A 24,450-nucleotide genomic window follows, 5' to 3' on the forward strand; every position below is an offset into this window, starting at 1 on the left:
CGTGGACAAGCCCGTCCCTGCCGGCTATACCGTGCAAGCCACCTGACCGGAGCCCGCCGATGACCGCCAGCAGCGAACCGCGCATCACCGTCGAACGACAGGACCACGTCCTGCTGCTCGGTCTGAATCGGGTCGACAAGCGCAACGCCTTCGACCTGGAGATGCTCACCCACTTGGTCCTGGCCTTCGGCGAATACGAGCGCGATGACGAGCTGCGCTGCGCACTGGTGTTCGCCCATGGCGACCACTTCACCGCCGGCCTGGACCTGGCCAGCATTGGCGAAACCTTCCGCTCCGGCTGGACGATGCCTGAAGGCTCAGCCGACCCCTGGGGCACCTTCGGCGGCCGGCGCCTGACCAAGCCGCTGCTGGTGGCCGCCCAAGGCTACTGCTTCACCCTGGGCATCGAGCTGATGCTCGCCGCCGATATCAACCTGTGCGCCAGCAACGCGCGCTTCGCCCAGCTCGAAGTGCAACGCGGCATCTTCCCCTTCGGCGGCGCCACCCTGCGCATGCACCAGGTGGCGGGCTGGGGCAATGCGATGCGCTGGCTGCTCACCGGCGATCCGTTCGACGCCCACGAGGCCTACCGCATCGGCCTGGTGCAGGAAGTCACCGCACCGGAAGAGCTGATGCCCCGAGCGCTGTGGCTGGCAAAGCGGGTTGCCGCCCAGGCGCCGCTGGGCATCCGCGCCACGCTCGCCTCGGCGCGCCGCAGCCTCGATGAGGGGGAGGAAGCGGCGGCGAAACTGCTGCCGGCAATGGCCAGTGAGCTGCTGTCCACCGAGGACGCGAAAGAGGGTTTGAATGCCATGATCGAGCGCCGCGAAGGCCGCTTCCAGGGCAAATGAGCAACCCCGAAAAACACAAAGCGGAACCATCGTGCGAAAAGCGCTATATCCAAGGTATTAGAAACGCCGAAAAGGCGGTCATAATCCTTTAGTTTTTACTTAAAAATCAAATACTTGAAAGTCACAAAACGACTATATACAAGTTCCAATTTCGCGCCTGAAAACAAACCTCTAGAACTGACTCCAGAGCAGCTCAGCGACTCGCCGGATACCGACCGGATAGCCAGCTGACTGACGTTCTCATGGAGGAACTTCTCATGTCTGGTCCGATCCGCGTCTTCGCCCTTTCCCTTCTCGTCGTTGCCCTGTCGCTGCAAGGTTGCAGCAGCCACGGCGGCAGCAGTCATCACCGCTCTTCCGACAGCAGTACCACCGACGATGGCTCCGGGTCCGGATCCGGAAGCGGCGGCAGTGGCGGTACCGGTAGCGATGGTTCCGGCAGCGGCACTGGAGGGACGGGCGGCACCGGAGGAACGGGTGGTACCGGCGGCACTGACGGTGGCGGCGACGGCGGTACTGACGGCGGCACCACCACACCGCCGGCCAGCACCACGGGCAACGTACTGACCAACACCGGCGAAGCGGTCTCCAGTGTTGGCGGTACAGTCTCCACCGTGGGCGCCGTGGTCAAGACGCTCAATGTCCCCGTGCTCGGCAGCGGCGTCACCGACAACGCTGGCAACGTGGTGCAGGAGGTAGGTGCGGGTGTCGACAGCGTCGGCAAGGGCGTCACCGACGGCCTCGGCCAACTGGGCAACAACCCCAACGCACTGGGCACTACCGTTGCCGGCGCTACCGGCCTGGTCAGCCACACCGGCGGCGCAGTCAGCAGCCTGGGCGATACCGTGGCCGCCATCGGCGATGCCCCGATACTGGCCAACACCCCGCTCAATGGCGTGACCGGCCAGGTCGGCGGTCTGGTGGACGGCGTGGGCAACAAGATCACCATGCTCGGCGACTCTCTCTCCGGCGCAGTCACCACCGGCCCGCTGAGTCAGCTGACCACCCAGCTCAGCGGCACCACCGCCGGGCTGGTCGGCACGGTCGAAGGAACCACTCGCGGCGTCGGCGCCGCCACCGGACTGGGAACGCCGGTGAACAACCTGTTGACCACCGTCGGCGGCGTTGTGACCCAGACAGGCAACCAGGTAGCCAGTGCGAATCCGGCACTCGCTCCGGTCGGCGGAATCGTCAGCAATACGGGTCAGGCAGTCAGCGCGGCCGGCGGCTTGGTCAATGGCAGCAACCCGGGCGGCGGCCTGCTCGGCAACGTCACCGGTTCCCTGGGCGGCGCCACCGGCGGCAGTAATCCGGTCGGCGGCCTGGTCAGCGGAGTGACCGGCGCAGTCGGCGGTCTCACCGGTTCTCTGGGCGGAGCTACGGGCGGCAGCAATCCGGTGGGCGGCCTGGTCAGCGGCGTGACCGGGGCAGTCGGCGGTCTCACCGGTTCCCTGGGTGGCACCACGGGCGGCAGCAACCCGGTCAGCGGTCTGGTCAATGGTGTGGCCGGCACCCTTGGCGGCGTCACCAGCGGCCTCACCGGTGGCGGCGGCCTGGTTGCAGGAGCAGGCGTTGGCATCGGCAGCAACACCCAGGGCTCGGGTGTGGCAGTCGGGGCCGGCGCCGGGACGACTGGCGGCACCAGCGGTCAGGGAGGCCTGCTGGGCAATACGCTGGGCGCCGTGGGTGGCGCGCTGGGTGGTGTGACCGGCGGACTGGGTGGTGGATTGGCGATCGGTACGCCCAAGCAATAATCCGATTTCCACCCATACTGTGGTAACCAGGAGCCACCCACGGCTCCTGGTCCCTTTCCGAAGTCGGTCTCATGGAGGAGCCAGATGCGCAAACTTGCTGTCCTGCCCCTGTTGTTGGCTGCACCTTTCGCCTGGGCCGAGCGCCCGATCCAGCTTCCCGGCTCCGATATCGAACAGACCCTCCCCCGCCCCAACCTTCCCGACGGCGAGCTTCGCCCCAAGGCCCCCAAAGTCACCACGCCACAGCCTGCGGCCAGCCAACCGGTGCAGATTCTCCAGCAACACATCCGCATCAAGCGCATCGAGCTGGCCGGCGGCAAGCACTACCCGGTCGCAACCTGGAAACCACTGCTGGAGCCGCTGACGAAACGCAGCATCCAGGTCAGCGAGCTGGTGGCGGCAGCCAAGGCCATCACCCAGCGCTACCAGGACGACGGCTACTTCATCTCCTTCGCCTATGTGCCAAACCAGGACTTCAGCGGCGGTGTTGCGCGCATCGTTCTGGTCGAAGGCCACATCGCCCAGGTCCGCAGCAACGGCGATCTGGGCGTACACCAGGCGCGGGTGGACCGCTGGATCGACAGGCTCAAGTCCGAGAAACCGCTGACCCGCGAGAGCTTCGAGCGCTTCAGCGTACTGATGAGCCGAGTGCCCGGCCTGCAGATGGCCATGGCGCTCAACCCGCCCACCACCAGCGACGGTGGCGCGGTGCTGGAGCTGGCCGGCAAGCAGAAGCGCTTCGACACCGGCATGAACCTGGACTCACGGCGCAACCAGCAGCGCGGCATCTTCAATGCCGAGGTGATGTCGATGCTCGGCTGGGGCGAGCAACTGCAGTACAGCTACCTGTATCCGCCGGGCGACGACCACGAGTACTACCGCGCCTGGAACTACAGCCAGTTGCTGGGCGACAACGGTGTTCAGCTGCAGGCCGGCTACTCCAAGTACAACTCGCGCCCGGGCGACAACCTGCGCCTGGCCAACGGCCTGGAGTTCGAGCGGCACCGGCAGAACGAGCGGGTCAGCGCCGGCCTCGGCCTGCCACTGATGCTGCGCCGTGACCTGACCTGGGACGTTACCCTGCGCGGCTATACGGTGAACGACTCCAGCCGCTACGACCTGGTCTATCCCGACATCCCCTACCGCATCGAGCAGAAGAGCAAGTTGCGGGTGGTCGGCGTAGAAACGGTCGTCCAGCAGTTCGCCGAGAAGCGCGTGCGCGCCGGCAGCATGGCGGTCTACCAGGGTCTCAGCGGCATGGGCGCTGAAACGCCAGAACCGGTGAAGAAGGACTTCACCCGCCTGCTTGGCTACGGTGCGCAGCAGGATCAGTTCGGCTCCAACTGGCAGGGCGTGGTGACCGCCGCATTCCAGTGGAGCGACGACGTGCTGCCGGACTCCGAGCAGGTCACGTACGGTGGCGCCAACTTCGGTCGCGGCTACCCCGACGACCAGGCCACTGGCGACAAGGGCTGGGGCGCCTCCTATGAGGTGAACTATTCCTTCCTGCGGCAAAGCACGCTGCTCAGCCAGATCCAGCCCTACGTGGTCGCCGACACCGCGCGCACCCACTACAACCAGGACGGGCTGACGGAAGCCAAGCTCGGCTCGGCGGCAATCGGCGTGCGCCTCTCCGACCGCAAGCACTACCTGGTATCGGCGGAAGTGGCCAAGCCCTTCGGCGACCGCGCGCTGGACAACAACGAACGCAGTCCACGGCTGAACTTCACCTTCAGTTACCAGTTCCCCTGACGGGCTCGCTGGCAGAGAGTCACTGCGCCGGGCGCAGTGACTCGATATAGGTGCGCAGCGAATAGCCCAGCTTCGGCTCGAGCTGACCGACGCGCTTCTTCAGGCCACGCAGGTTCAGCGTCTGGTCCAGTTCGGCGGGCACGAAGACGATCACATTGCCCTCGGGCACCGGGCACTCCCAGTAGTGTCGGTTGAAGCGCCCACGCAGCAGAGCGGCGCCCAGCGGCCGGCCATCGTCGGTGCTCCACTGGTTGATCACCAGCCAGCCGCCCGGCCGCAAGCGCTCGCGGCAGGTCCCCAGGAAATCCCAGCCGATATGTGCCGGCGCGGGCCCGGTATCGGTGTAGAGATCGAGAAAGATCAGGTCCGCCGGCTCGCATGCTGACAGTTCCTGCACGGCATCGCCGATACGCAGAGTCAGGCGCGCATCGTCCACCAGGCCAAGGTGTTCGCGGGCCAGGCGCGGGATGGACGGGCGCAGCTCGATGGCCTCCACTTCGTCAAGCGGCAGATGCTTCAGGCAGGCCTGGGTCAGGCTGCCCGCACCGAAGCCGAGAAAGAGCGCACGGCGCGGACGCGAGTGGCACAGCGCGCCGACCAGCATGGCGCGCGAGTAGTCGTACTCCAGCCAGCTCGGATCGCCCTTCAGCACACAGCTCTGCTCGACCTCATCGCCGAACTCCAGGTAGCGGAAAGCGCCGCTTTCCACGATGCGAATCACGCCGAAGTCATCGCGTTCCTCGACGATCAGCAGCTCTTCGCTCAGCAACTCCTCGCTCATCGCCCGCTCCAGGCCGAAGCGGACGTGACAATGCGGTCCGCCAGGAACGGCGAACGGCACGGATTGCCATTGAAATACAGGGGCTCGCGCACGCAATAATCCTTCAAAACAAGACGGCCAGCCACGACCGCCGGGCCGCAAGAATAACAGCCCACGAGGCACAACCGAGCATGCGCCAGCGCAACGCCCTTCGCGATCCCGCCGAACGACACCATCTCCCGCCGACTTTTCAGCGCCCGTACGCCTTCGCGTGCTGCGCGGACGGCTGATCGCGCGCAGCACAGTCACCTCCATCACAGAGTTTCCCCTGGACAAGGATGTCCCCCCTTCTTCTGCACACCCGCCGCCACGCGCGGGGAAAAAGCCGAGCTGATACCATGGGCGGATACCGTCCATAGCCGCGAAGAGCCGCCGATGAGCCTGCCCTGGAGCCCCGATAGCTGGAGAAGCAAGCCGATCCAGCAACAGCCCGCTTACCCCGATGCCAACCGCGTGAGCGAAGTCGAGCGCACCCTGGCCAGCTTCCCGCCGCTGGTGTTCGCCGGCGAGGCGCGCGAGCTGCGCCGGCAGTTTGCCGAGGTCACCGCCGGCCGTGCCTTCCTGCTGCAGGGCGGCGACTGCGCCGAGAGCTTTGCGGAGTTCTCCGCGGCGAAGATCCGCGACACCTTCAAGGTGCTGCTGCAGATGGCCGTGGTGATGACCTTCGCGGCCGGCTGTCCGGTGGTGAAGGTCGGCCGCATGGCGGGCCAGTTTGCCAAGCCGCGTTCCTCCGGCGACGAGACCATCGGCGGCGTGACCCTGCCCGCCTATCGGGGTGACATCGTCAACGGCATCGGCTTCGACGAGAAGAGCCGCGTGCCGGACCCGGAGCGCCTGCTACAGGCCTACCACCAGTCCACCGCCTCGCTGAACCTGCTGCGCGCCTTCGCCGGCGGCGGCTTCGCCGACCTGCACCAGGTGCACCAGTGGAACCTGGACTTCATCGCCAACTCGGCGCTGTCCGAGCGCTACCAGCAACTGGCCGACCGCATCGACGAGACCCTCGCCTTCATGCGCGCCTGCGGCCTGGATACCGCCCCGCAGCTGCGCGAGACCAGCTTCTTCACTGCACACGAAGCACTGCTGCTGAACTACGAGGAAGCCTTCATCCGTCGCGACAGCCTCACCGGGGGCTGGTACGACTGCTCGGCGCACATGCTGTGGATCGGCGACCGTACCCGCCAGCTCGACGGTGCGCACGTGGAAATGCTGCGTGGCGTCGGCAACCCCATCGGTGTGAAGGTCGGCCCGAGCATGGACAGCGAGGAGCTGATCCGCCTGATCGACATCCTCAACCCGGCCAACGAGCCCGGTCGCCTCAACCTGATCGTGCGCATGGGCGCGGACAAGGTCGGCGACGGGCTGCCGCGCCTGATCCAGACCGTGCAGCGCGAGGGCAAGCAGGTGCTGTGGAGTTCCGATCCCATGCACGGCAATACCATCAAGGCCTCCAGCGGCTACAAGACCCGCGACTTCGCGCGCATCCTCGCGGAGGTCCGGCAGTTCTTCGAGGTGCACCAGGCCGAGGGCAGTTATGCCGGCGGCATCCACATCGAGATGACCGGGCAGAACGTCACCGAGTGCATCGGCGGTGCGCGGCCGATCACCGAGGATGGCCTGAGCGACCGCTACCACACCCACTGCGATCCGCGCCTGAACGCGGACCAGTCGCTGGAGCTGGCCTTCCTGATCGCGGAAACGCTGAAACAGGTCCGTCGCTGAACCTGACAGACGTCTCAGCACAGGCCTGAAATCGCTTCCCGCAATTGACGGTGCCGGGGCGTCTACCTAGAGTGGCGCCCCGCGCGGCAGCCGCCGCGCCATGGAAACCGTCAACCAAGGAAGATTTCGATGCAACTGCACCGCTCCCTGCTCGCCCTGCTGATCGGCGCCAGCGCCGCCCTCTCCGGCTGCCAGAACGTGAACACCGACAGCCTCATGCAGTCCGGCATGATGGCGATGAAGGCCGCCACCCTCAGCGACGCCGAGATCAAGCAGGTCGCCGACGAGGCCTGTGCCAAGCAGGACGCCGAAGCGCAGATCGCCCCGGCCTCCAGCCCCTACACCCAGCGCCTGGACAAGATCGCCGCCGCCCTGGGCAATCCGCTTACCGGCACCGCGGTCAACTACAAGGTCTACCTCACCGACGACGTCAACGCCTTCGCCATGGCCAACGGCTGCGTGCGCGTGTACTCGGGCCTGATGGACCTGATGAACGACAACGAAGTGGAAGGTGTGCTCGGCCACGAAATCGGTCACGTCGCCCTCGGCCATATCAAGAAAGCCACCCAGACCGCCTACGCCACCGCCGCCGCACGCAACGCCGCGGCCGCCTCGGGCAATGCCACCGTGGCTGCGCTGTCGCAGTCGCAACTGGGCGAGATTGGCGAAGCACTGGTCAACGCGCAGTTCTCCCAATCCCAGGAGTCGGCGGCGGACGACTACTCCTTCGACCTGCTGAAGAAGCGCGGCATCCAACTGGAAGGCCTGGCCACCGCCTTCGACAAGCTGGCCAAGCTCAGCGGCGGCAAGGAGAGCAGCATGTTCGACTCGCACCCGGGCTCGCAGCAGCGCGCGGACCACATCCGCCAGCGCATCGCCAGCGGCAAGTAATGCCAGACGGGCCTCTTCGGAGGCCCGTTTTCTTTCAGGCCTGCGCCAGCAATCCCTGCAGACGCTCACCAGACGGTCGCCGGCAGTTCACGGCCACCCGCTCCAGCCCGAGCCAGTTCGCCATCTCCGCCAGGTGCTGCGCCAGCGCGGCGTGTCCCGCCTCGCTCAGGCCCTTTTCCTCTTCATGCACGGCATGCACCACCAGCCTGCCCGCCGCACGATCCGAACGCAGGTCGACCCGTGCGGCGAGATGCTCGTCGAACAGGAACGGCAGCACGTAGTAGCCGTAAACGCGTTTGTGCTGCGGCGTGTAGATCTCCAGGCGGTAGCGGAAATCGAACAGCCGCTCGGTCCGGGCGCGCTCCCAGACCAGCGAATCGAAGGGTGACAACAAGGCACTGGCGCGCACCTTGCGCGGAATCACCGGGTCCGCCAGGCAGTACGCCGGCGCCTGCCAGCCCTGGACCTTCACCGGCAGCAGTTCCCCCGCCTCCACCAGCTCGGCCAACCGCACCTTGCTGTCAGCGGGATCCAGGCGGAAGTAATCACGCAGGTCCTTCTCGGTCGCCACCCCCAGCGCCTGCGCCGAACGCAGCAGCAACTGGCGCTGCGCCTCGTCTTCGTCCAGCTCGGGTTGTCGCAACAGCTCGACGGGCAGTACCCGCTCGGGCAAGTCGTACAAGCGCTCGAAACCGCGCCGCCCGGCGACCGTCACCTCGCCGGCCGCGAACAGCCACTCCAGCGCATGCTTCTCGTCGCTCCAGTCCCACCAGGGGCCAGCCCGCTCCTCGCGGGTCGTCAGGCTGCCAGCGCCTAGCGCACCTTGCTCGCGCACGGCGTCGAGCACCCGCCGGATCACCGGTTGCTGCTCGCGCCCGAAGCGCGCCAGTTGCTGGTAGATGCCTCGCCCCTCCGCAGCCCGGCGCATGCGCCAGCGCATCAGCGGATAGAGCTCCAGCGGCAACAGCGAAGCCTCGTGCCCCCAGTACTCGAACAACCGACGATGCCGCCCACCGCTCCACGCAGCCTCTTCCAGCAACGTCGGCGAGTAGTTGCCCAGGCGCGAAAACAGCGGCAGGTAGTGCGAGCGCACCAGCGCGTTCACCGAGTCGATCTGCAGCACACCCAGGCGCTCCAGCAGGCTGCGCACATGACGCCGCTGCACCTCGCCACCCGGCTTGCGCAGCGTGAAGCCCTGGGCGGCGAGGGCCAGTCGACGGGCTTGCTTGAGGGACAAGGATTCGGCGGTCGGCATCGTGGGCTCCAGGGCTGGGCAAGCCCTAGAGCCTAACGCCAATTGCGCTGCGCCGCCGCATCAGGCCGGCTCGCCGAGTCGCTCGGGCATCGGGAAGGGACGGGCGAAGGTGAAGACCTCGCTCGAAGGCCCTTCCAGCCGCAGATGCTCCAGGCGCTCACGGGCCATGGACGCGTCCGGTAGCTCGCCAGCCGGCAGCCACCAGAGCGCGAGGCTCGGCGAAGGCAGACGCTCCATCCAGTCACGCTTGCTGCGCAGCACCTGCAGGTGCTCGCCGCCATAGACGTAGTCCTTGAGCGCCTCCACTGACTCCCACACCGACAGGTTGACGATGATCAGCGGGTCGTCGAAGACGCGAATGGCAGTGGCATCGCCCTCCTCCGTCTGCAGGCGCCAGACGAAGCCGGGGCTGCGCTCGGCGAGGGCATTGATGTGATCGAGCTGGTCGACGAAGCCCTTCATCAGGGGATGGTCCAGCGGGGCGCGGGCCTTGGCGATATTGACCTGGGCGAGATGATAGCGAGCGGTCATGGTCTTCCTTGCAGTGTTTCCATGGTCACGAAGTCGGGCGGCACGGCGTGGCTTCGTGCCGCCCGACAGGCTCAACGACCGGCATGATCGATCCAGAACGGGCGCTCGACCTCCTGCTGGATATCGGCGCGGCTCAAGCCGATGTCCTTGAGCGCCTCATCGCTCATGGTCGCCAGTTCACGGCGCTGGCGGGCCAGCTTCTGCCAATGCTGGACACGCTGGAGGGCGCGCTTCCACAGCGGCACAGCGGAGACTTTATGGACATGGTAGGACGCTGCTACGAAACCGAGTTGACCTTTCATCATGCTTCCCTCCCTGTGGGGTTGGATGCAGTTTCAGGCTCGCGCTAAGATCAATCCAACGAATCATTCTTATGCGACCCATCTCGGAGATTGATGAATGAGCAGCTTCCCCAGCATCGACAGCGAACTGCTGCGCACCTTCGTCGCGATCGCCGACCACGGCGGCTTTACCCGCGCGGCCGAGATGGTCAACCGCACCCAGTCGGCGGTGAGCATGCAGATGAAGCGCCTGGAAGAAGACGTGCTGGAGCGCAGCCTGTTCGAGCGCGACGGCCGCCAGGTCCGCCTGACACCGGAAGGACAGATTCTGCTGGGCTACGCGCGGCGCATCCTGCGGTTGCAGGGCGAGGTGTTCAACACCTTCCGCCAGCCGCACATGGTCGGCTCGGTGAAGATTGGCACGCCGGACGACTATGTGATGCGCTTCCTGCCCAGCATCCTTTCGCGATTCGCCGAAGCCTACCCGCTGGTCCAGGTGGAAGTGCATTGCGACTCGTCCGCCCAACTGCTGATGCGCAACGACCTGGACCTGTCCATCGTCACCCGCGAGCCGGGCACCGAGATCGGCCAACTGCTGCGCCAGGAATCCTTCGTCTGGATGGCCGCCGAGAGCTTCTGCCCGCAGGATCAACGCCCGTTGCCGCTGGCAATGTTCAACACCGCCTGCTTCTGCCGCGCCTGGGCCTGCAACGCACTGGAAGCGATGGAGGTGGACTACCGAATCGCCTACAGCAGCCCGAGCCTGTCGGCCCTGTTCGCCGTGGCCAGCGCTGGACTGGCGGTGACCGCGCAATTGCGCAGCCTGCTCACCGGCAATCTGCGGATCATCGGCGAGGACGAAGGCCTGCCGGCGCTGCCCAACGCCAGCATCGTGCTGCTGCGCGGGCAGAAGATGACGCCGGTGACCGACAAGCTGGCCGAGTACATCATCGAAGGCTTCCGCTCATAAGTCGGCTCAGCGCACCGCCAGCAGTACCGCACAGACGATCAGGAAGGCACTGAAGGCCATCCGCAGCTGACGCTCCGGCAGTGCATGGGCCAGCCGAACGCCCCAGGAAATACTGAGCAGCCCGCCCAGCGCCAGCGCACCACCCATGCGCCAGTCCACGTGGCCGTGCAGCGCGTAGGTCGCCAGCGCCACCCCTGTACTGGGCGCTGCCAGCGCCAGCGCGAGGCCCTGGGCAATCACCTGGGTCAGGCCGAAGACGGACGTCAGCACCGGCGTCGCCAGCACTCCACCGCCTACGCCGAACAGGCCGCCGAGAGATCCCGCGCCCAGCCCCAGAACGCCCATCCACGGCAGGCCGTAACGCGGCGTGCTGCCACCCTGTGGCACGCGCTGGAACAACCGCACCAGCAGATACAGCGCCAGCAGCACCAGGAACACCACGAAGGCCGTGCGCATGCTGCGGGCATCCAGGTTCACCGCAATGCTCGACGCGAAGAACGCGCAGACCAGGCCGGTCAGCGCCAGCACGCCGGCCTGGGCGAAATCGATACGGTTGCGCTGGTGATAACGCCAGATCGCCAGCAGCACGTTTGGCACCACCATCACCAACGCGGTGCCCTGCGCCAGTTGCTGATCCAGCCCGAACAGCACGCCCAACGCCGGAATCGCCAGCAGCCCGCCACCGATGCCGAACAGCCCACCCAGGCTGCCCAGGACGATGCCGAGCAAAACGTCCACCACCAGATCCCACATGACGCACCTCCACACCAATGCGCCCATGCTAGAAAACCCCGGCTGGATGGGAAACGCAAAGCGCAGCACAATGGCTTTGCCATTTCTGCATAGCCATACCCCCATGAATCCTTCCAGCCTCGAAGATCAGCTCGACCTCTACCTGGACGTACTCGACAACGGCAGCTTTTCCGCAGCCGGTCGCCTCCGCCAGCTCACGCCGTCGGCGGTGGCACGACGCATGGACTCCCTGGAGCAGGGTTTGGGTTCGACCCTGCTGGTGCGCAGCACCCACCACGTGCGTGCCACACCCGCTGGCCTGGCCTACGCCGAACGGGCGCGGCGGATCGTCGGCGAGCTGCGCCAGGCGCGAGCAGAAGCGGTGTCCCTGAGCACTGCGCCAGAAGGCCTGATCCGCATCGACGCACCGGTACCCTTCGGCCGCCGCCATCTTGCCCCGGCGCTGGCCGACTTCCTCACGGCCAATCCCGGCCTGGACGTGCAACTGCGGCTGATCGACAGCTTCACCGACACCCGCGGGGAGAACCTCGGCCAGGTCGACCTGGTCCTGCGCATCGGCACACTGCCCGACAGTCGTCTGGTCGCCACGCGCCTGGCGCCCATGCGGCGGATCGTCTGCGCAAGCCCAGGCTACCTGCAGCAACAGGGAAGGCCGGCCTCTCCGCTGGAGCTGCCGGAGCACATCGGCCTCGACTGGGAGGGCCTGGCGCCGCCGCTGGCCTGGCGCTTCCTCATCGACGGCAAGCTGCAGCACCTTCGCCCGCGCCGGCTGCGCATGACCGCGAACAATGCCGAAACGCTGGTGGAAGGCGCGCTGCAAGGGATCGGTCTGGCCCACCTGCCCACCTGGCTGTGCAGCGAGTACCTGATCAACGGCCAGCTGTTGCCGCTGTTTTGCGAGAACGGTCTTCCCGAACCCGAGCCTGGCGTCATCCATGCGCTGCGGCTGGAGCGCGGCACCCACCCGCGCAGCGAACGCCTGCTGGCATTCCTGCTGGAACGCTTCGGTTTCCCGCCGCCGTGGGATGCGGCCCTTGCGGAAGCGCTGTTCAAGAATTAACCATCGCGCTAAATTAATGCGCAATCACCTCTTCGCTTCGAGCGCCCAGCCAGGAGCACGCCATGACTCAGCAAGAACCCTCCTGCGAAGCCCTCAAGCTGGATAACCAGCTGTGCTTCGCCCTCTACTCCACTTCCCTGCAGATGACCAAGGTCTACAAGCCATTACTGCAGGAGCTTGGCCTCACCTACCCGCAGTACATCGCCATGCTGGTGCTGTGGGAGGAGGACGGCATCACCGTGGGCGAGATCAGCTCGCGCATGCTCACCGACCCCGGTTCGCTCACCCCCTTGCTCAAGCGTCTGGAGGCCGAGGGCCTGATCACCCGCACCCGCAGCCAGGCGGACGAGCGCGTGGTGCAGTTGCGCCTGACCGACAAAGGTCGTGAGCTGCGCCGACAGGCGGAGAGCATCCCAGCCTGCATCCTGGCCAGTAGCGGTCTAACGTTGGACAGTCTGAAGCGCCTCCAGGAGGAGCTCGTGGACCTGCGCGGACATCTACAAGCCCCGTAATCCGGCGCTTATGCCAAAGCTGCGGGTTCCTTAGTCAGAAATCTTCCAATAATTATCTTGCGCACTAAATTAAATAGAACTAACTTTCTCCTCACGAACTGCTTAGCGCACAAAACATTAAGCAGCAAGACATTCCCAACCAGACCTACCTGACACCTAATCGGAGACCACCATGCAAACCATCAAAGCCCTCTACACCGCCACCGCTACCGCCACCGGAGGCCGTGATGGCCGCGCCGTCTCCTCGGACGGCATCCTCGACGTGAAACTGAGCACTCCGCGCGAGCTGGGAGGCGCGGGCGGCGAAGCCACCAACCCGGAACAGCTGTTCGCCGCCGGCTACTCGGCCTGCTTCATCGGCGCCATCAAGTTCGTCGCCAGTCAGAGCAAGAAACAGATCCCGGCGGACGCCTCGATCACCGGCAAGGTCGGCATCGGCCAGATCCCCGGCGGCTTCGGCCTGGAAGTGGAACTGAACATCAACCTGCCAGGGCTGGACCAGGCCGAGGCCGAAGAGCTGGTCGCCAAGGCCCACCAGGTCTGCCCCTACTCCAACGCCACCCGCGGCAACATCGATGTGCGCCTGAACGTCAGCGTCTGATTCAGCGCTCATCTTTCAGAACGGCAGAAACGAAAAAGCCCGGCATCAGCCGGGCTTTTTTCTGTCTCGTATCAGGCTCAGGCCTTGACGCGGGACTTGTACTCGCCGGTGCGGGTATCGATCTCGATCGAGTCGCCGATTTCGCAGAACGCGGAAACCTGGACTTCAGCACCGTTCTTCAGGCGAGCGGTCTTCATCACTTTACCGGAGGTGTCGCCACGGACAGCCGGCTCGGTGTAGACGATTTCGCGAACGATGGTGGTCGGCAGTTCAACGGAGATGACTTTCTCGTTGTAGAAGACCGCTTCGCAGACGTCGGTCATGCCGTCTTCGATGAAGGTCAGCACGCCTTCCAGGTCGTCTTTCTCGATCTCGTACTGGTTGAACTCGGTGTCCATGAAGACATACAGCGGGTCCGCGAAGTAGGAGTAGGTAACTTCCTTGCGATCGAGGATGATCGGCTCCAGCTTGTCGTCGGCCTTGAACACGGTCTCGGTGCCAGCACCAGTCAGCAGGTTCTTCAGCTTCATCTTGACGACCGCGGAGTTACGGCCGGATTTGTTGAACTCGGCCTTCTGGATGACCCAGGGGGCGCCATTGATGTTGGCAACCTGGCCAGCGCGGAACTCTTGTGCGGTTTTCATACGATTATCCGATTGGATTGGAGACAAAAATCAGGGGCCATATCATAGCCAATTTGTATAAAAACGCACCAGCCCCGCAGCAAGATCGGTTTGTTCGCTCAATCGGCGCTGCCAATCGCCAATCCCCGCCGACCACTCCGGCAAGCGTCTTTCCAACGTTCGCCAGGTTTCAACCGTGTCACCCCGTCCGTTCCAGGCCATCCAGAACGCTTGCAGATCCGAACTCAGCGTCTTGTCCAATCCCTCAACGAAGAGCGCCAGGAAGGCCTCCAGCTTCTCCAGGTGGACGTCCTCCTCCTGCTGGTAGATATGCCAGACGAATGGCCGCCCCGCCCACTGCGCCCGCACGAAGGAGTCCTCGCCGCGCACCGCGTTGAAATCACAGCTCCACAGCAACAGGTCGTAGTCCTCCTGACGAACGAACGGCAGCACCTGCAAGCGCAGCGACTCGCGCTGGTAAGACTCTCCTACCGCCAGACGCTTCCCGACCCAGCGTTCGACGTCCGCGAGCACCCTGCCCTCCGGAACCAGCAACAAGGTGGCAGCGGTACTGCCGGCCAGTGCGTCGAGCCAGCCACCCATTGCGTCGTTTTCATAGGCGAACAGCGAGATGCGTCGCTCATGGGCGAGCGGTTGCACACCGAGACGGTCGAGGAAGCGAAGACTGGATGCCGGGTCTGCCTGGAAGGCATCGCGCCGGGCGATCAGATCACCCTCACGCAGCAAACCTCCAGTCGCCGGCGTGAAACCCGGGAAATAGAAGTACTTCTGCAAGCCGCTGGCCTGCATCGACGGCAATCCGTGGCAGGACTCCACCCACGGCTCGGCACTGAGGTATTCCAGGTTCAGCCACAGCGATGGTGTTCGGCGTTGCCCCATCGCTTCTATATAAGCGGCTGGCATCTTGCAGGCGAAGGCCTCGATCACCACGTCGGCAGCAGCAGTCGCCTGCCAGCGCCTCGGCCAGACGCGCACTTCCACGCCGGACTGCCGCTGCACATTGGCGGCCGCATCGGCGCCCGGGCAGATGCGCACGAAGGCCGCCAGATCATCCACCCATAGCCGCACCTGCTGCGCGTGTTCGCTCGCCAGCTGGCGAGCCAGCCGCCAGGTGACGCCGATATCGCCGTAGTTGTCGACTACGCTGCAGAAGATGTCCCAGCTGGCCATGCGCTTTCTCGAGGATCAGATGGCGCCAGTGTACCCGCGATCCAGCCCGTGCTCCTTAAGCCGATGAATCCCTTGGAAAAAATTTTCAAAAAACATTTGCCAAGGAAGAAACCTTTGAGTAAAGTGCGCGCCTCGACAGACACAGCGCTGTCGAGAAATCTGGTGAGGTGTCCGAGCGGTTGAAGGAGCACGCCTGGAAAGTGTGTATACGAGAAATCGTATCGAGGGTTCGAATCCCTCCCTCACCGCCAGATTCATGAAAAAGCCCGGCTAAGCAATTAGCCGGGCTTTTTCGTTTTCCGCTTCACACTTTCTTCACCCGTTTCGACCGAGTTGCAAGTTGTCAGTACGACAAATGCACAACGGCGATTAAACAGTTCTCCGACCATTGTCGACAGTCATCTGACAGCTTGGTTCCACAGGCCGCAAAGCCGTCCCAGACCTCGCCTGACACCTGTTGGAAACACTCCTTTGCCAGATTGGACAGTTTTTGCCCAAATCGGCCTCGGACAACTGCGAAGAGCGTGCGTAACATGAAAAAAAAGTGCCGTACTTGCGCTTGGTCAGTTTACTTACTACAAGTAATGAGTACTATGTAGTCCGGCTAATTTCCCAGTCATGGGAGATTGCTTTTAATGGAAATGTCCACCTTAAGGGGAACACGATGAACAACGTTCTGAAATTCTCTGCTCTGGCTCTGGCTGCTGTTCTGGCCACCGGTTGCAGCAGCCACTCGAAAGAAACCGAAGCACGTCTGACCGCTACTGAAGACGCCGCTGCTCGCGCTCAAGCCCGTGCCGATGAAGCCTATCGCAAGGCTGACGAAGCTCTGGCCGCTGCTCAGAAAGCCCAGCAGACCGCTGACGAGGCTAACGAGCGCGCCCTGCGTATGCTGGACAAAGCCAGCCGCAAGTAATAGATCTTCGGATCTGTTCGAAAAAACCGACCCTTCGGGGTCGGTTTTTTTATGCCTGCAACTTGCCCTCGGCAAAGTACGCTGGCAACAAAAAGCCCGCTCGACCGGTAATGGTCGGCGGGCTTTCTGATGGTGCCCTGCGTATTACTGAAGTGGCGCGGCGTCCTGGTCGACGGTAGCAGCGACCGAACCACCCTGCTGCACCTGCTGCGGCTGGGCAATGGCAACCGGCAGGCCGTCTTCGGCGGCGACTACTTCGCGCACCACGTTCCAATCCATCTGCATCTGGCTGGCGATGTCTTCGCGCTTGAGCAGGGCATTGATCACCGCGGTGTGCTTGTCGACCACGGACGGATCGCCATTGTCATCGATCGGTGCGTGGGCTTCGAGGTAGATCTTGCCCTCGCTGCGACCGAACTTGTACGGCTCGTTGATGATGCGCACCTTGGTGCCCACCGGAATCATCGAGAACAGTTGGGTCACGTCCCAGTTGTACATGCGGAAGCAACCGTGGCTGGTACGGGTACCGATGCCGAACTTCTTGTTCGAGCCGTGGATCAGGTAGCCATGAAAGCCCAGGCTCATCTTGTACGGACCCAGCGGGTTGTCCGGACCCGGCGGAACCACGCTCGGCAGCGGGTCACCATCGGCGGCGTGCTCGGCACGAATCGACGCCGGCGGATACCAGGCCGGGTCCTTGGTCTTGGCGATAACGGTCGTGCTACCGACCGGCGAGCCCCAACCCTCACGACCGATACCCAGCGCGTAGGTGTAGACGACGTTCTTGTCCTTGGGGAAGTAGTACAGGCGGTACTCGGCGAGGTTGATCACTACACCCTCACGCGGGCCAGCCGGCAGGACGAAGCGAGTCGGAATGATGATCTCGGTGCCCACGCCCGGCAGCCAGGCATCGACGCCCGGGTTGGCGGCAATCATCTCGGAGTAGCCGAGGCCGTATTTTTCGCCGAGATCGGCGAAGGTATCTTCGTACTTGGCCTTGATCACCTGGACCTGGCCGACGATATCGTCACCCGGCGCCGGCAGCGGCAATTCAATGGCGGAAACGGGGCCGGCCGAGAGCAGCGCGGCGAGGGACAGCGAGCAGGCGGCAATGACGCGCGACAACATCCGAGGATCCTTGACGTGGGCAATGAGCAAAGGGTGATCAGTTTAACACCGCAAGCCCCGTCAACGGGAGATATCAGACGAGCCAGGAGCTCCGTGCGCCGCGCTTTTCCTCGTCCAGTTGTTTCAGGCAGGCCGCGCAAATACGCCGATCGCGCAGCAGCGGCTTCTCTGCTCCGCGCCACAACGGCTGCGCCGGCAGCAGGCTGCCGCACAGCGTACGATCGGCCGGGGTTCCCAGCTCCAGCTGGCGCGCAACGAGATGTACCCGAACCTCGCGGCAGGCGAACAGATCCAGCTGCTCATCGGGCTCGATCAGTTGATAGGCGAAGAGGGTCCAGGCGGGGCGCGACATAGGGGGTTCCAGAAGGGTGCGCAAACATAGCCGAAAGGCCGGGCGCGTGGAAGCCTCGATTCTGTGGTTTCTCGCAGCTACAGGCTATTACAGCAGAGGTTTGAGCGTCGGCCACACGTTGTCGAGCAGCTTAGGCTGCGCCACCACAGCCGGATGGATTCCGTCAGCCTGCATCATGCCCTGCACGCCACCCACTCCTTCAAGGAAGAACGGCACCAAGGCAATTTTCTGCTCGCTCGCCACGCTCTCGAACACCTTGGCGAACGCGTCGGTGTAGCGCTGCCCATAGTTGGGCGGCAGGCGCATGCCGAGCAGGACCACCTTGGCGCCCGACTCACGCGACTGCTGAACCATCGCGCTAAGATTCTGTTGCAATTGCGCCGGCGCCATTCCGCGCAGGCCATCGTTGCCGCCCAACTCGATCACCACCAGCGTCGGTTTCTGCTCCGAAAGCAGCGCCGGCAGCCGCGCGAGGCCTCCCGCCGTGGTGTCGCCAGAAATCGACGCATTCACCACCGTGTAGTCGAATCCCTGCTCCTTCAGACGCTTGTCCAGCAAGCTGACCCACCCCAGGCTGGTATCCAGCCCCAAACCGGCGCTGATACTATCGCCGACGACCAACAGCGTCTGCGCCGCGGCCTGCTGCGTGATCAGAAGCAACGCCAGGCAGCCGCCCATTAGCCATGCACGCATCGGATTCTCCATGAGCGAACGCATTCTCACCGCGCGAAACCTTAGCAAGGTTGTTTCCAGCGCGGAAGGCAAGCTAACCATCCTGCACGACCTCTCCCTCGACCTCGCCCGCGGTGACAGCCTCGCCATCGTCGGCAGTTCCGGCTCGGGCAAATCCACCCTCCTCGGCCTGCTCGCCGGGCTCGACCTGCCCAGCGGCGGCGAGATCGTCCTGCTCGGCCACACCCTCGGCAGCCTTGATGAAGACCAGCGCGCGCGCGTACGTGCCGCCCATGTCGGCTTCGTCTTCCAGTCGTTCCAGTTGCTCGACAGCCTCACTGCACTGGAGAACGTCATGCTGCCGCTGGAGCTCGACGGCCGAAAGGATGCCGGGCAACGGGCCCGCGAACTGCTCGAGCGGGTCGGTCTCGGCCAGCGCCTGACCCACTACCCGCGCCAACTCTCCGGTGGCGAACAGCAACGGGTTGCCATCGCCCGCGCCTTCGCCGCCGAGCCGGACGTGCTGTTTGCCGACGAACCCACCGGCAACCTCGACACCCACACCGGCGAGCGCATCAGCGACCTGCTCTTCGAGCTGAACCGCGAGCGCGGCACTACCCTCGTCCTGGTGACCCACGACGAACGCCTCGCCCACCGCTGCCAGCGTCACATCCGCCTGGAAAGCGGCCACCTGATCGACCACGTCGAACCTTGACGGACGAGAGCCGATGAAACCACTGTCGCTGCCCAACCTGTTCCGCCTGTCCCTGCGCCAGCTGTGGCGCGAAGGCCGCAGCGGCGAACTGCGCGTGCTGTTCTTCGCCCTGCTGGTGGCGGTCGCGGCCAGCTCCGCCATCGGCTATTTCAGTGCGCGACTGAACGGCGCGATGCTGGTGCGCGCTGCCGAGTTCCTCGGCGCGGACCTGGTGCTCACCGGCACCCAACCGCCGCGCCCGGAACAGATCGACAGCGGGCTCAAACTTGGCCTGCAGCACGCACAAAGCGTCGAGTTTTCCAGCGTGGTGGCCACCGACAACGGTATCCAACTGAGCAGCGTGAAGGCCGTCGGTGACAGCTACCCCCTGCGCGGCGAACTGAAGAGTGCGCCTGCTCCCTTGCAGCCGGAAGTCGAAGGCGGTCGCCCGGCGCCGGGCGACATCTGGGTCGAATCACGCCTGCTGGCCAGCCTCGACCTGAAGATCGGCGACAGCATCGACATCGGTCGCAAATCCCTGCGCATCGCCCGCGTGCTGACCTACGAACCGGACCGCGCCGGCGACTTCTACAGCCTTACCCCGCGGGTGATGATGAGCCTGCAGGACCTGGACGCCACCGGCGTGGTGCAGCCCGGCAGCCGTGTGCGCTATCGCGACCTCTGGGGCGGTCCGCACGAGGCGCTGCAAACCTACCGACAGGCGACCCAGGGCAACCTTTCTGCCAACCAGGAACTGCAGGACGCCCACCACGGCAACCGGCAAATCGGCGACGCCCTGGGGCGTGCCGAGCGCTATCTGAATCTCGCCAGCCTCGCCGCGGTGCTGCTCGCTGGCGTGGCGGTGGCACTCTCCGCCAACCGCTTCGCCACCCGCCGCTTCGACGCCAGCGCACTGCTTCGCTGCCTGGGCCTGTCGCGCCGCGAAGCGCTGCTGCTGTACGGCAGCCAGTTGCTCGCACTGGGACTGGTCGCCAGCGTCTGCGGTGCCTTTCTCGGCTGGCTCGCGCAGCTCGGCTTGATGCGCCTGCTGGGCAACCTGCTGCCGCCGGAAATCCCCGAGGCCGGCATCGTCCCCGCACTGGCCGGCATGGCGACCGGACTCGTCGCGCTGGCTGGCTTCGCCCTGCCGCCACTGGCTGCGCTCGGTCGCGTGCCGCCGCTGCGCGTCCTGCGCAGCGATCTCCTGCCGGTGCCCATGCGCACCTGGGCCGCCTATGGCTGCGCGCTGCTCGCCCTCGGCCTGATCATGTGGCGGCTCAGTCTCGACCTGAAACTTACCCTCGCCCTGCTCGGCGGCGGCGCCATCGCGGCCGTCATTCTCGGCTTCATTCTGCTGCTGGCACTGCGCGGCTTGCGCAGCGCACTCCAGGGCGCCAGCCTGCCGTGGCGATTGGGTCTTGGCCAGCTGCTGCGCTACCCGCTGGCCGCCGCCGGACAGAGCCTGGCCTTCGGCCTGATCCTGCTGGCCATGGCACTGATCGCCCTGCTGCGCGGCGAACTGCTGGACACCTGGCATTCGCAACTGCCACCCAACGCACCGAACCACTTCGCGCTGAACATCCTGCCGGCGGAGAAAGCCGGCTTCGAGCAGCGCGTAAAAGCGCTGTCGCCCAACGCCGAAGACCTCTACCCGATGGTGCCCGGCCGGCTGGTAGCAGTGAACGGCAAGCCCGTCCATGCCATGAACGAGGATGTCCGCAGCGAACGCGCCCTGCATCGCGACCTCGGCCTGACCTGGTCAGCACGCCTGCCAGCAGGCAACCAGATTGTCGCCGGCGACTGGTGGAAGGCTGGCGAGAAGAACGAGCTGCCAGGCGTCTCAGTGGAAGAGAAGCTCGCCGGCAACCTCGGCCTGAAGGTTAGCGACCACCTCAGCTTCACCGTCGCCGGGCAGACCCGCGAAGCGCAGATCCGCAGCCTGCGCTCGGTGAAGTGGGACAATTTTCAGCCCAACTTCTTCATGGTCTTCGAACCCGGCACCCTAACCGACCTGCCGGTGACCTACCTGACCAGCTTCTACCTGCCAGCCAGCCAGGAACGCCAACTGATCGAACTGGCCCGCGCCTACCCCACCGTCACGCTGCTGCCGGTAGATGCCTTGCTGGCACAACTGCGCAGCATCCTCGATCAGGTCACCCTGGCCGTGGAATACGTGCTGGTCTTTGTCCTCGCCGCCGGCTTCGTGGTGCTGTTCGCCGGCCTGCAGGCGACCCTCGACGAACGCCTGCGGCAAGGTGCCTTGCTGCGCGCCCTGGGCGCCGAACGCCGCCTGCTGATGCGCACACGACGCAGCGAGTTCGCCCTGCTCGGCGCGGTCAGCGGCCTGTTGGCAGCGCTGGGCTGCGAGCTGATCAGCTACCTGCTCTACCGGCTGGTCTTCGATCTGCCGTGGAGCCCGCATCCCTGGTTGCTGGCGCTGCCAGTCCTGGGTGCGCTGCTGGTGGGGGGCGCCGGGCTGCTCGGCACACGCCGTGCGCTCAGCGTGAGTCCATTGCGCCTGCTGCGCGAGGGCTGATCGGGTAGACTGCCCCAATCACTCTCGCCGCACTGGATGCCATGAGCCGTTATCGTCCGCCCCGCCCCGCCGGTACCCCGTTGATCACCCCCGAAGGCGAGGCGCGCCTGCGCGCCGAACTGCATGAACTGTGGAATGTGCGCCGGCCGCAGGTGACCCAATCGGTCAGCGAGGCCGCAGCACAGGGCGACCGCTCGGAGAACGCCGAGTACACCTACGGCAAGAAGATGCTGAGGGAAATCGACAGCCGCGTGCGCTTCCTGCGCAAACGCCTGGAGAACTGCAAGGTAGTCAGCGAGCGCCCGGCCGATCCGAACAAGGTCTACTTCGGTGCCTGGGTCACCCTGGAAGACGAGGATGGCGAACAGGCTCGCTACCGCATCGTAGGCCCCGATGAACTGGATTTGCGCAACAACCACATCAGCATCGACTCGCCACTCGCCCGCGCCCTGGTGGGCAAGGAGCTGGACGCCGAGGTGATGGTGCGCAGCCCCTCCGGCGAGAAACTGTGGTTTGTGGTGGAAATCGACTATCCCTGAACGCCAGCCAGCGAATGACTTTCCTTGTCAGAGCGAGCTTGCTCACCCCCACACGATCAGAACGACGATGGGCGCCGGGTGATCAGGCCCTGCCGGGCGACGCGGGTCAGCTCGTGAATGGCCGATTCGAGTTGCTCGGCCACCGGCGACTGGACCACCGCAAAGTCGAAGCTGTCGCTCGGAAAGCGCTTGAGATCGGCAAAAGTCTCGGCGAACTGGATCAGTAAGGTGCGCGAGCCGTTCCAGCGCTTGGGCCAGCCATCGAGGTAACGGACAAGGGTGGGCTGATGATTGCCGCCCAGGAGAATCTTCGGATTGCGGCGAACCAGGCCAGTGGTGATCGGGGCCAGGCGTACTTGCGGGTTGGGACAGGTCATGGTGTCACGTCTCCGCCTCAGGGGTCCTGCTGGACGCGGCGAGAGGCACACCGAACCAGCGCTTTAGCGGTATTTCGATGTCAGCCATCGCTGCATCCGCGCCCCGCAAGTTGCTACTTAAATCGGCGCTGTGCGGCATCCTAGAGAAGCCCCGGCAACGCTGTCAAGGAGACTTCAGTCGATGACTACACCCCCTCTGCGGCTGTTCTTCGCCCTGCCCTGCCCGCCGGAACTGGCGGCGCAGATCTGCACCTGGCGCGACGGCCTGCACCTCGACGGCCAGCCTGTCGCCCAAGCCAACCTTCACCTGACCCTGGCCTTTCTGGGTTCGGTACCGCGCGGCCGCAAGGCGGAGCTGCGCGACATCGGCGAACGCCTGCCGCGCCAGGGATTCAGCCTGGAGCTGGATCACGTCGCACGCTGGAACAACGGCATCCTGCACCTGGCCCCGCGCGCCGTGCCCGCTGCCCTGCACGAATTGGTGCACGCCCTGCGAGAGGAGCTGCGTGCGGGTGGATTCGAAGTCGAGCATCGTCCGTTCCATCCGCACATCACCCTCGCCCGCCACGCCCGTCACACGCCGGCCGCCAGTGCCTCCTTCCTGCTGCCAGCGCAGGCCGTTACGCTGTTCAGCTCGGAGAACAGCCCCACCGGCGTCCGCTACCGCTCCATCGGCGAGTGGCCGCTACAGGGCGCCTGAGCGAACTGCCCAGCCCTCGGCATAATCGAGAAAGCGGCGCAGTCCCGCCGTTGGGTACTTGTCGATGTGAAGTGCGCGGAAGAAGGTTCGCCGCAACGGCCCCAGCGGATTGTCCAGACGCACCAGCTCGCCTCGCTCCAGTTCCGCCTGTACCACGCGCTGCGACAGGCAGCCGATACCAAAACCGCTGCCCACCAGCTGCTTGATCGCCTCGGCGTTGCTGACCTCCAGGGGCGCGTTGACGCTGCCCAGACGCGGCAGCACCTGCTGCTCGAACGTCACTCGCGTGCCCGAACCAGCCTCCCGCAGCACCCAGCGCGCCGCCGCCAGATCCTCCAGGGAGATGCGATCGGCCACTGCCAGGGGGTGGTCCGGCGCCACCACCAACAGCAGCTCGTCCGCCATCCAGGGTGTCAGCTGGATCTGCGGATGCTGGATCGGCGCCTCGATGAAGGCTACGTCCAGTCTGAATTCGGCCAGCGCCTCGATCACGCCGCCGCTATTGGCCACCTGTAGCTGCAGGTGGCTTTCGGGCAGCTCCGCAAGGAAGCCCGCCATCACCTGCGGCAGCAGATAGCCGCCAATGCTGCGACTGGCGCCGAGACTCAGCTGCACCGGCGCCGACTCGAACAGGCTCTCCAGCTCCGCGCTCTGTGCCAGCAGCGCACTGGCCTTGGGGTAAAAGGCGCGACCGTTGTCGTTCAGCGCCAGGCGCTTGCCGCTGCGGTCGAACAAGCGCGTGCCGAGGGCGCGCTCGAGTTCCTGCAGGGCCTGGCTGGCGGCGGACTGCGACAGCGCTATGCGCGCCGCCGCCTGGGTCACGTTGCCCAGTTCGGCGATGGCGGTGAAAGTCGCCAGTTGGCGAAGGGTGATGCGTGGCCCCATATCGATAAAACCGGTCAACCCAATAAGAACAATCCGTTTTTACACTAAGCAGGCTCGCGGCACCATGGCTTCACCTTACACAAG

The 24,450-nt window shown here is 65.0% G+C and carries 26 protein-coding genes and 1 tRNA gene; 15 read left to right on the forward strand and 12 right to left on the reverse strand.

Features of this window, described 5'->3' with window-relative positions:
* Positions 1-59: 59 nt before the first annotated feature.
* The 3 genes from AC1ZV1_RS19810 to AC1ZV1_RS19820 all read left to right on the forward strand — a co-directional run bounded on the left by AC1ZV1_RS19810 (position 60) and on the right by AC1ZV1_RS19820 (position 4,357).
* Entirely contained in the window at positions 60-851 is a 792-nt protein-coding gene (locus tag AC1ZV1_RS19810) for a crotonase/enoyl-CoA hydratase family protein (RefSeq protein WP_484293246.1), read from the forward strand.
* Between the two features lie 257 nt (positions 852-1,108).
* Positions 1,109-2,605: a collagen-like triple helix repeat-containing protein gene (locus AC1ZV1_RS19815; RefSeq protein WP_484293247.1), complete on the forward strand. Its 1,497-nt coding sequence runs from the start codon at positions 1,109-1,111 to the stop codon at positions 2,603-2,605.
* Between the two features lie 84 nt (positions 2,606-2,689).
* Positions 2,690-4,357 (forward strand): ShlB/FhaC/HecB family hemolysin secretion/activation protein, encoded by a 1,668-nt coding sequence (locus AC1ZV1_RS19820; RefSeq protein ID WP_484293248.1) that lies wholly within the window; start codon positions 2,690-2,692, stop codon positions 4,355-4,357.
* 19 nt (positions 4,358-4,376) lie between these two features.
* Here the strand turns inward: AC1ZV1_RS19820 and AC1ZV1_RS19825 are convergent, their stop codons facing one another.
* Positions 4,377-5,138 carry a spermidine synthase gene (locus tag AC1ZV1_RS19825; protein ID WP_484293249.1) on the reverse strand — a complete coding sequence of 254 codons (762 nt, stop codon included), beginning with the start codon at positions 5,136-5,138 and terminating at the stop codon, positions 4,377-4,379.
* Positions 5,139-5,552: 414 nt separating this feature from the next.
* Here AC1ZV1_RS19825 and AC1ZV1_RS19830 point away from each other — a divergent pair, with 414 nt between their 5' ends.
* A complete protein-coding gene (locus AC1ZV1_RS19830) occupies positions 5,553-6,899 on the forward strand; it encodes a class II 3-deoxy-7-phosphoheptulonate synthase (protein ID WP_484293250.1) in 1,347 nt (448 codons plus the stop codon).
* Positions 6,900-7,028: 129 nt separating this feature from the next.
* Positions 7,029-7,790: a metalloprotease LoiP gene (loiP, locus tag AC1ZV1_RS19835; RefSeq protein WP_484293251.1), complete on the forward strand. Its 762-nt coding sequence runs from the start codon at positions 7,029-7,031 to the stop codon at positions 7,788-7,790.
* A 34-nt stretch (positions 7,791-7,824) separates the two neighbouring features.
* Here the strand turns inward: loiP and AC1ZV1_RS19840 are convergent, their stop codons facing one another.
* The 3 genes from AC1ZV1_RS19840 to AC1ZV1_RS19850 all read right to left on the reverse strand — a co-directional run bounded on the left by AC1ZV1_RS19840 (position 7,825) and on the right by AC1ZV1_RS19850 (position 9,881).
* Complete coding sequence (locus AC1ZV1_RS19840) at positions 7,825-9,045, reverse strand: winged helix-turn-helix domain-containing protein (protein WP_484293252.1); 1,221 nt, start codon at positions 9,043-9,045, stop codon at positions 7,825-7,827.
* A 60-nt stretch (positions 9,046-9,105) separates the two neighbouring features.
* Positions 9,106-9,576, reverse strand: coding sequence for a DUF3291 domain-containing protein (locus tag AC1ZV1_RS19845; RefSeq protein WP_484293253.1), 471 nt, complete (start codon positions 9,574-9,576; stop codon positions 9,106-9,108).
* A 71-nt stretch (positions 9,577-9,647) separates the two neighbouring features.
* Complete coding sequence (locus AC1ZV1_RS19850; protein WP_484293254.1) at positions 9,648-9,881, reverse strand: DUF1127 domain-containing protein; 234 nt, start codon at positions 9,879-9,881, stop codon at positions 9,648-9,650.
* A 94-nt stretch (positions 9,882-9,975) separates the two neighbouring features.
* On the opposite strand from AC1ZV1_RS19850, the gene AC1ZV1_RS19855 reads away from it, so the two are divergent.
* Complete coding sequence (locus tag AC1ZV1_RS19855; RefSeq protein ID WP_484293255.1) at positions 9,976-10,827, forward strand: LysR family transcriptional regulator; 852 nt, start codon at positions 9,976-9,978, stop codon at positions 10,825-10,827.
* A 6-nt stretch (positions 10,828-10,833) separates the two neighbouring features.
* On the opposite strand, the gene AC1ZV1_RS19860 is transcribed toward AC1ZV1_RS19855, so the two are convergent.
* Positions 10,834-11,580, reverse strand: a complete 747-nt coding sequence (locus AC1ZV1_RS19860; protein ID WP_484293256.1) for a sulfite exporter TauE/SafE family protein — start codon at positions 11,578-11,580, stop codon at positions 10,834-10,836.
* Positions 11,581-11,683: 103 nt separating this feature from the next.
* Between AC1ZV1_RS19860 and AC1ZV1_RS19865 the strand changes: the two genes are divergently transcribed.
* The 3 genes from AC1ZV1_RS19865 to AC1ZV1_RS19875 all read left to right on the forward strand — a co-directional run bounded on the left by AC1ZV1_RS19865 (position 11,684) and on the right by AC1ZV1_RS19875 (position 13,753).
* Entirely contained in the window at positions 11,684-12,640 is a 957-nt protein-coding gene (locus AC1ZV1_RS19865; RefSeq protein WP_484293257.1) for a LysR family transcriptional regulator, read from the forward strand.
* Positions 12,641-12,702: 62 nt separating this feature from the next.
* Complete coding sequence (locus tag AC1ZV1_RS19870) at positions 12,703-13,152, forward strand: MarR family winged helix-turn-helix transcriptional regulator (protein ID WP_484293258.1); 450 nt, start codon at positions 12,703-12,705, stop codon at positions 13,150-13,152.
* A 172-nt stretch (positions 13,153-13,324) separates the two neighbouring features.
* Positions 13,325-13,753 (forward strand): organic hydroperoxide resistance protein, encoded by a 429-nt coding sequence (locus tag AC1ZV1_RS19875; protein WP_138214829.1) that lies wholly within the window; start codon positions 13,325-13,327, stop codon positions 13,751-13,753.
* A 77-nt stretch (positions 13,754-13,830) separates the two neighbouring features.
* On the opposite strand, the gene efp is transcribed toward AC1ZV1_RS19875, so the two are convergent.
* Positions 13,831-14,397, reverse strand: coding sequence for an elongation factor P (efp, locus tag AC1ZV1_RS19880; protein ID WP_017517001.1), 567 nt, complete (start codon positions 14,395-14,397; stop codon positions 13,831-13,833).
* Between the two features lie 42 nt (positions 14,398-14,439).
* Positions 14,440-15,567 (reverse strand): elongation factor P maturation arginine rhamnosyltransferase EarP, encoded by a 1,128-nt coding sequence (gene earP / locus AC1ZV1_RS19885; protein ID WP_484293259.1) that lies wholly within the window; start codon positions 15,565-15,567, stop codon positions 14,440-14,442.
* A 161-nt stretch (positions 15,568-15,728) separates the two neighbouring features.
* Between earP and AC1ZV1_RS19890 the strand changes: the two genes are divergently transcribed.
* A tRNA-Ser gene (locus AC1ZV1_RS19890) sits at positions 15,729-15,818 on the forward strand.
* A gap of 413 nt (positions 15,819-16,231) precedes the next feature.
* Complete coding sequence (gene oprI / locus AC1ZV1_RS19895; RefSeq protein ID WP_017517003.1) at positions 16,232-16,483, forward strand: outer membrane lipoprotei OprI; 252 nt, start codon at positions 16,232-16,234, stop codon at positions 16,481-16,483.
* Between the two features lie 144 nt (positions 16,484-16,627).
* Here the strand turns inward: oprI and AC1ZV1_RS19900 are convergent, their stop codons facing one another.
* From AC1ZV1_RS19900 to AC1ZV1_RS19910, 3 genes are all read right to left on the reverse strand, one after another.
* Positions 16,628-17,611 (reverse strand): L,D-transpeptidase family protein, encoded by a 984-nt coding sequence (locus tag AC1ZV1_RS19900; RefSeq protein WP_484293260.1) that lies wholly within the window; start codon positions 17,609-17,611, stop codon positions 16,628-16,630.
* A gap of 73 nt (positions 17,612-17,684) precedes the next feature.
* On the reverse strand, positions 17,685-17,963 hold the full coding sequence (locus AC1ZV1_RS19905) for a hypothetical protein (protein WP_484293261.1): 279 nt from the start codon (positions 17,961-17,963) through the stop codon (positions 17,685-17,687).
* Positions 17,964-18,050: 87 nt separating this feature from the next.
* On the reverse strand, positions 18,051-18,656 hold the full coding sequence (locus AC1ZV1_RS19910) for an arylesterase (protein WP_484293262.1): 606 nt from the start codon (positions 18,654-18,656) through the stop codon (positions 18,051-18,053).
* Positions 18,657-18,666: 10 nt separating this feature from the next.
* Here AC1ZV1_RS19910 and AC1ZV1_RS19915 point away from each other — a divergent pair, with 10 nt between their 5' ends.
* The 3 genes from AC1ZV1_RS19915 to greB are packed head-to-tail and all read left to right on the forward strand — an operon-like array spanning position 18,667 to position 22,404.
* On the forward strand, positions 18,667-19,350 hold the full coding sequence (locus tag AC1ZV1_RS19915; RefSeq protein ID WP_484293263.1) for an ABC transporter ATP-binding protein: 684 nt from the start codon (positions 18,667-18,669) through the stop codon (positions 19,348-19,350).
* Positions 19,351-19,363: 13 nt separating this feature from the next.
* Positions 19,364-21,865 carry an ABC transporter permease gene (locus AC1ZV1_RS19920; protein ID WP_484293264.1) on the forward strand — a complete coding sequence of 834 codons (2,502 nt, stop codon included), beginning with the start codon at positions 19,364-19,366 and terminating at the stop codon, positions 21,863-21,865.
* Between the two features lie 41 nt (positions 21,866-21,906).
* Complete coding sequence (gene greB, locus AC1ZV1_RS19925) at positions 21,907-22,404, forward strand: transcription elongation factor GreB (protein ID WP_045211475.1); 498 nt, start codon at positions 21,907-21,909, stop codon at positions 22,402-22,404.
* Positions 22,405-22,460: 56 nt separating this feature from the next.
* Here greB and AC1ZV1_RS19930 read toward each other — a convergent pair whose 3' ends face one another.
* The gene (locus tag AC1ZV1_RS19930) at positions 22,461-22,781 is read right to left on the reverse strand and encodes a hypothetical protein (RefSeq protein WP_484293265.1); all 321 of its coding nucleotides are present in this window, start codon (positions 22,779-22,781) and stop codon (positions 22,461-22,463) included.
* A gap of 181 nt (positions 22,782-22,962) precedes the next feature.
* Here AC1ZV1_RS19930 and thpR point away from each other — a divergent pair, with 181 nt between their 5' ends.
* A complete protein-coding gene (gene thpR, locus AC1ZV1_RS19935; protein WP_484293266.1) occupies positions 22,963-23,481 on the forward strand; it encodes an RNA 2',3'-cyclic phosphodiesterase in 519 nt (172 codons plus the stop codon).
* On the opposite strand, the gene AC1ZV1_RS19940 is transcribed toward thpR, so the two are convergent.
* Positions 23,467-24,366 (reverse strand): LysR family transcriptional regulator, encoded by a 900-nt coding sequence (locus AC1ZV1_RS19940; protein WP_484293267.1) that lies wholly within the window; start codon positions 24,364-24,366, stop codon positions 23,467-23,469. The two genes, thpR and AC1ZV1_RS19940, sit on opposite strands and share 15 nt — an antisense overlap.
* Between the last annotated feature and the right edge of the window lie 84 nt (positions 24,367-24,450).

This window comes from Pseudomonas sp. BB438 (assembly GCF_057180225.1).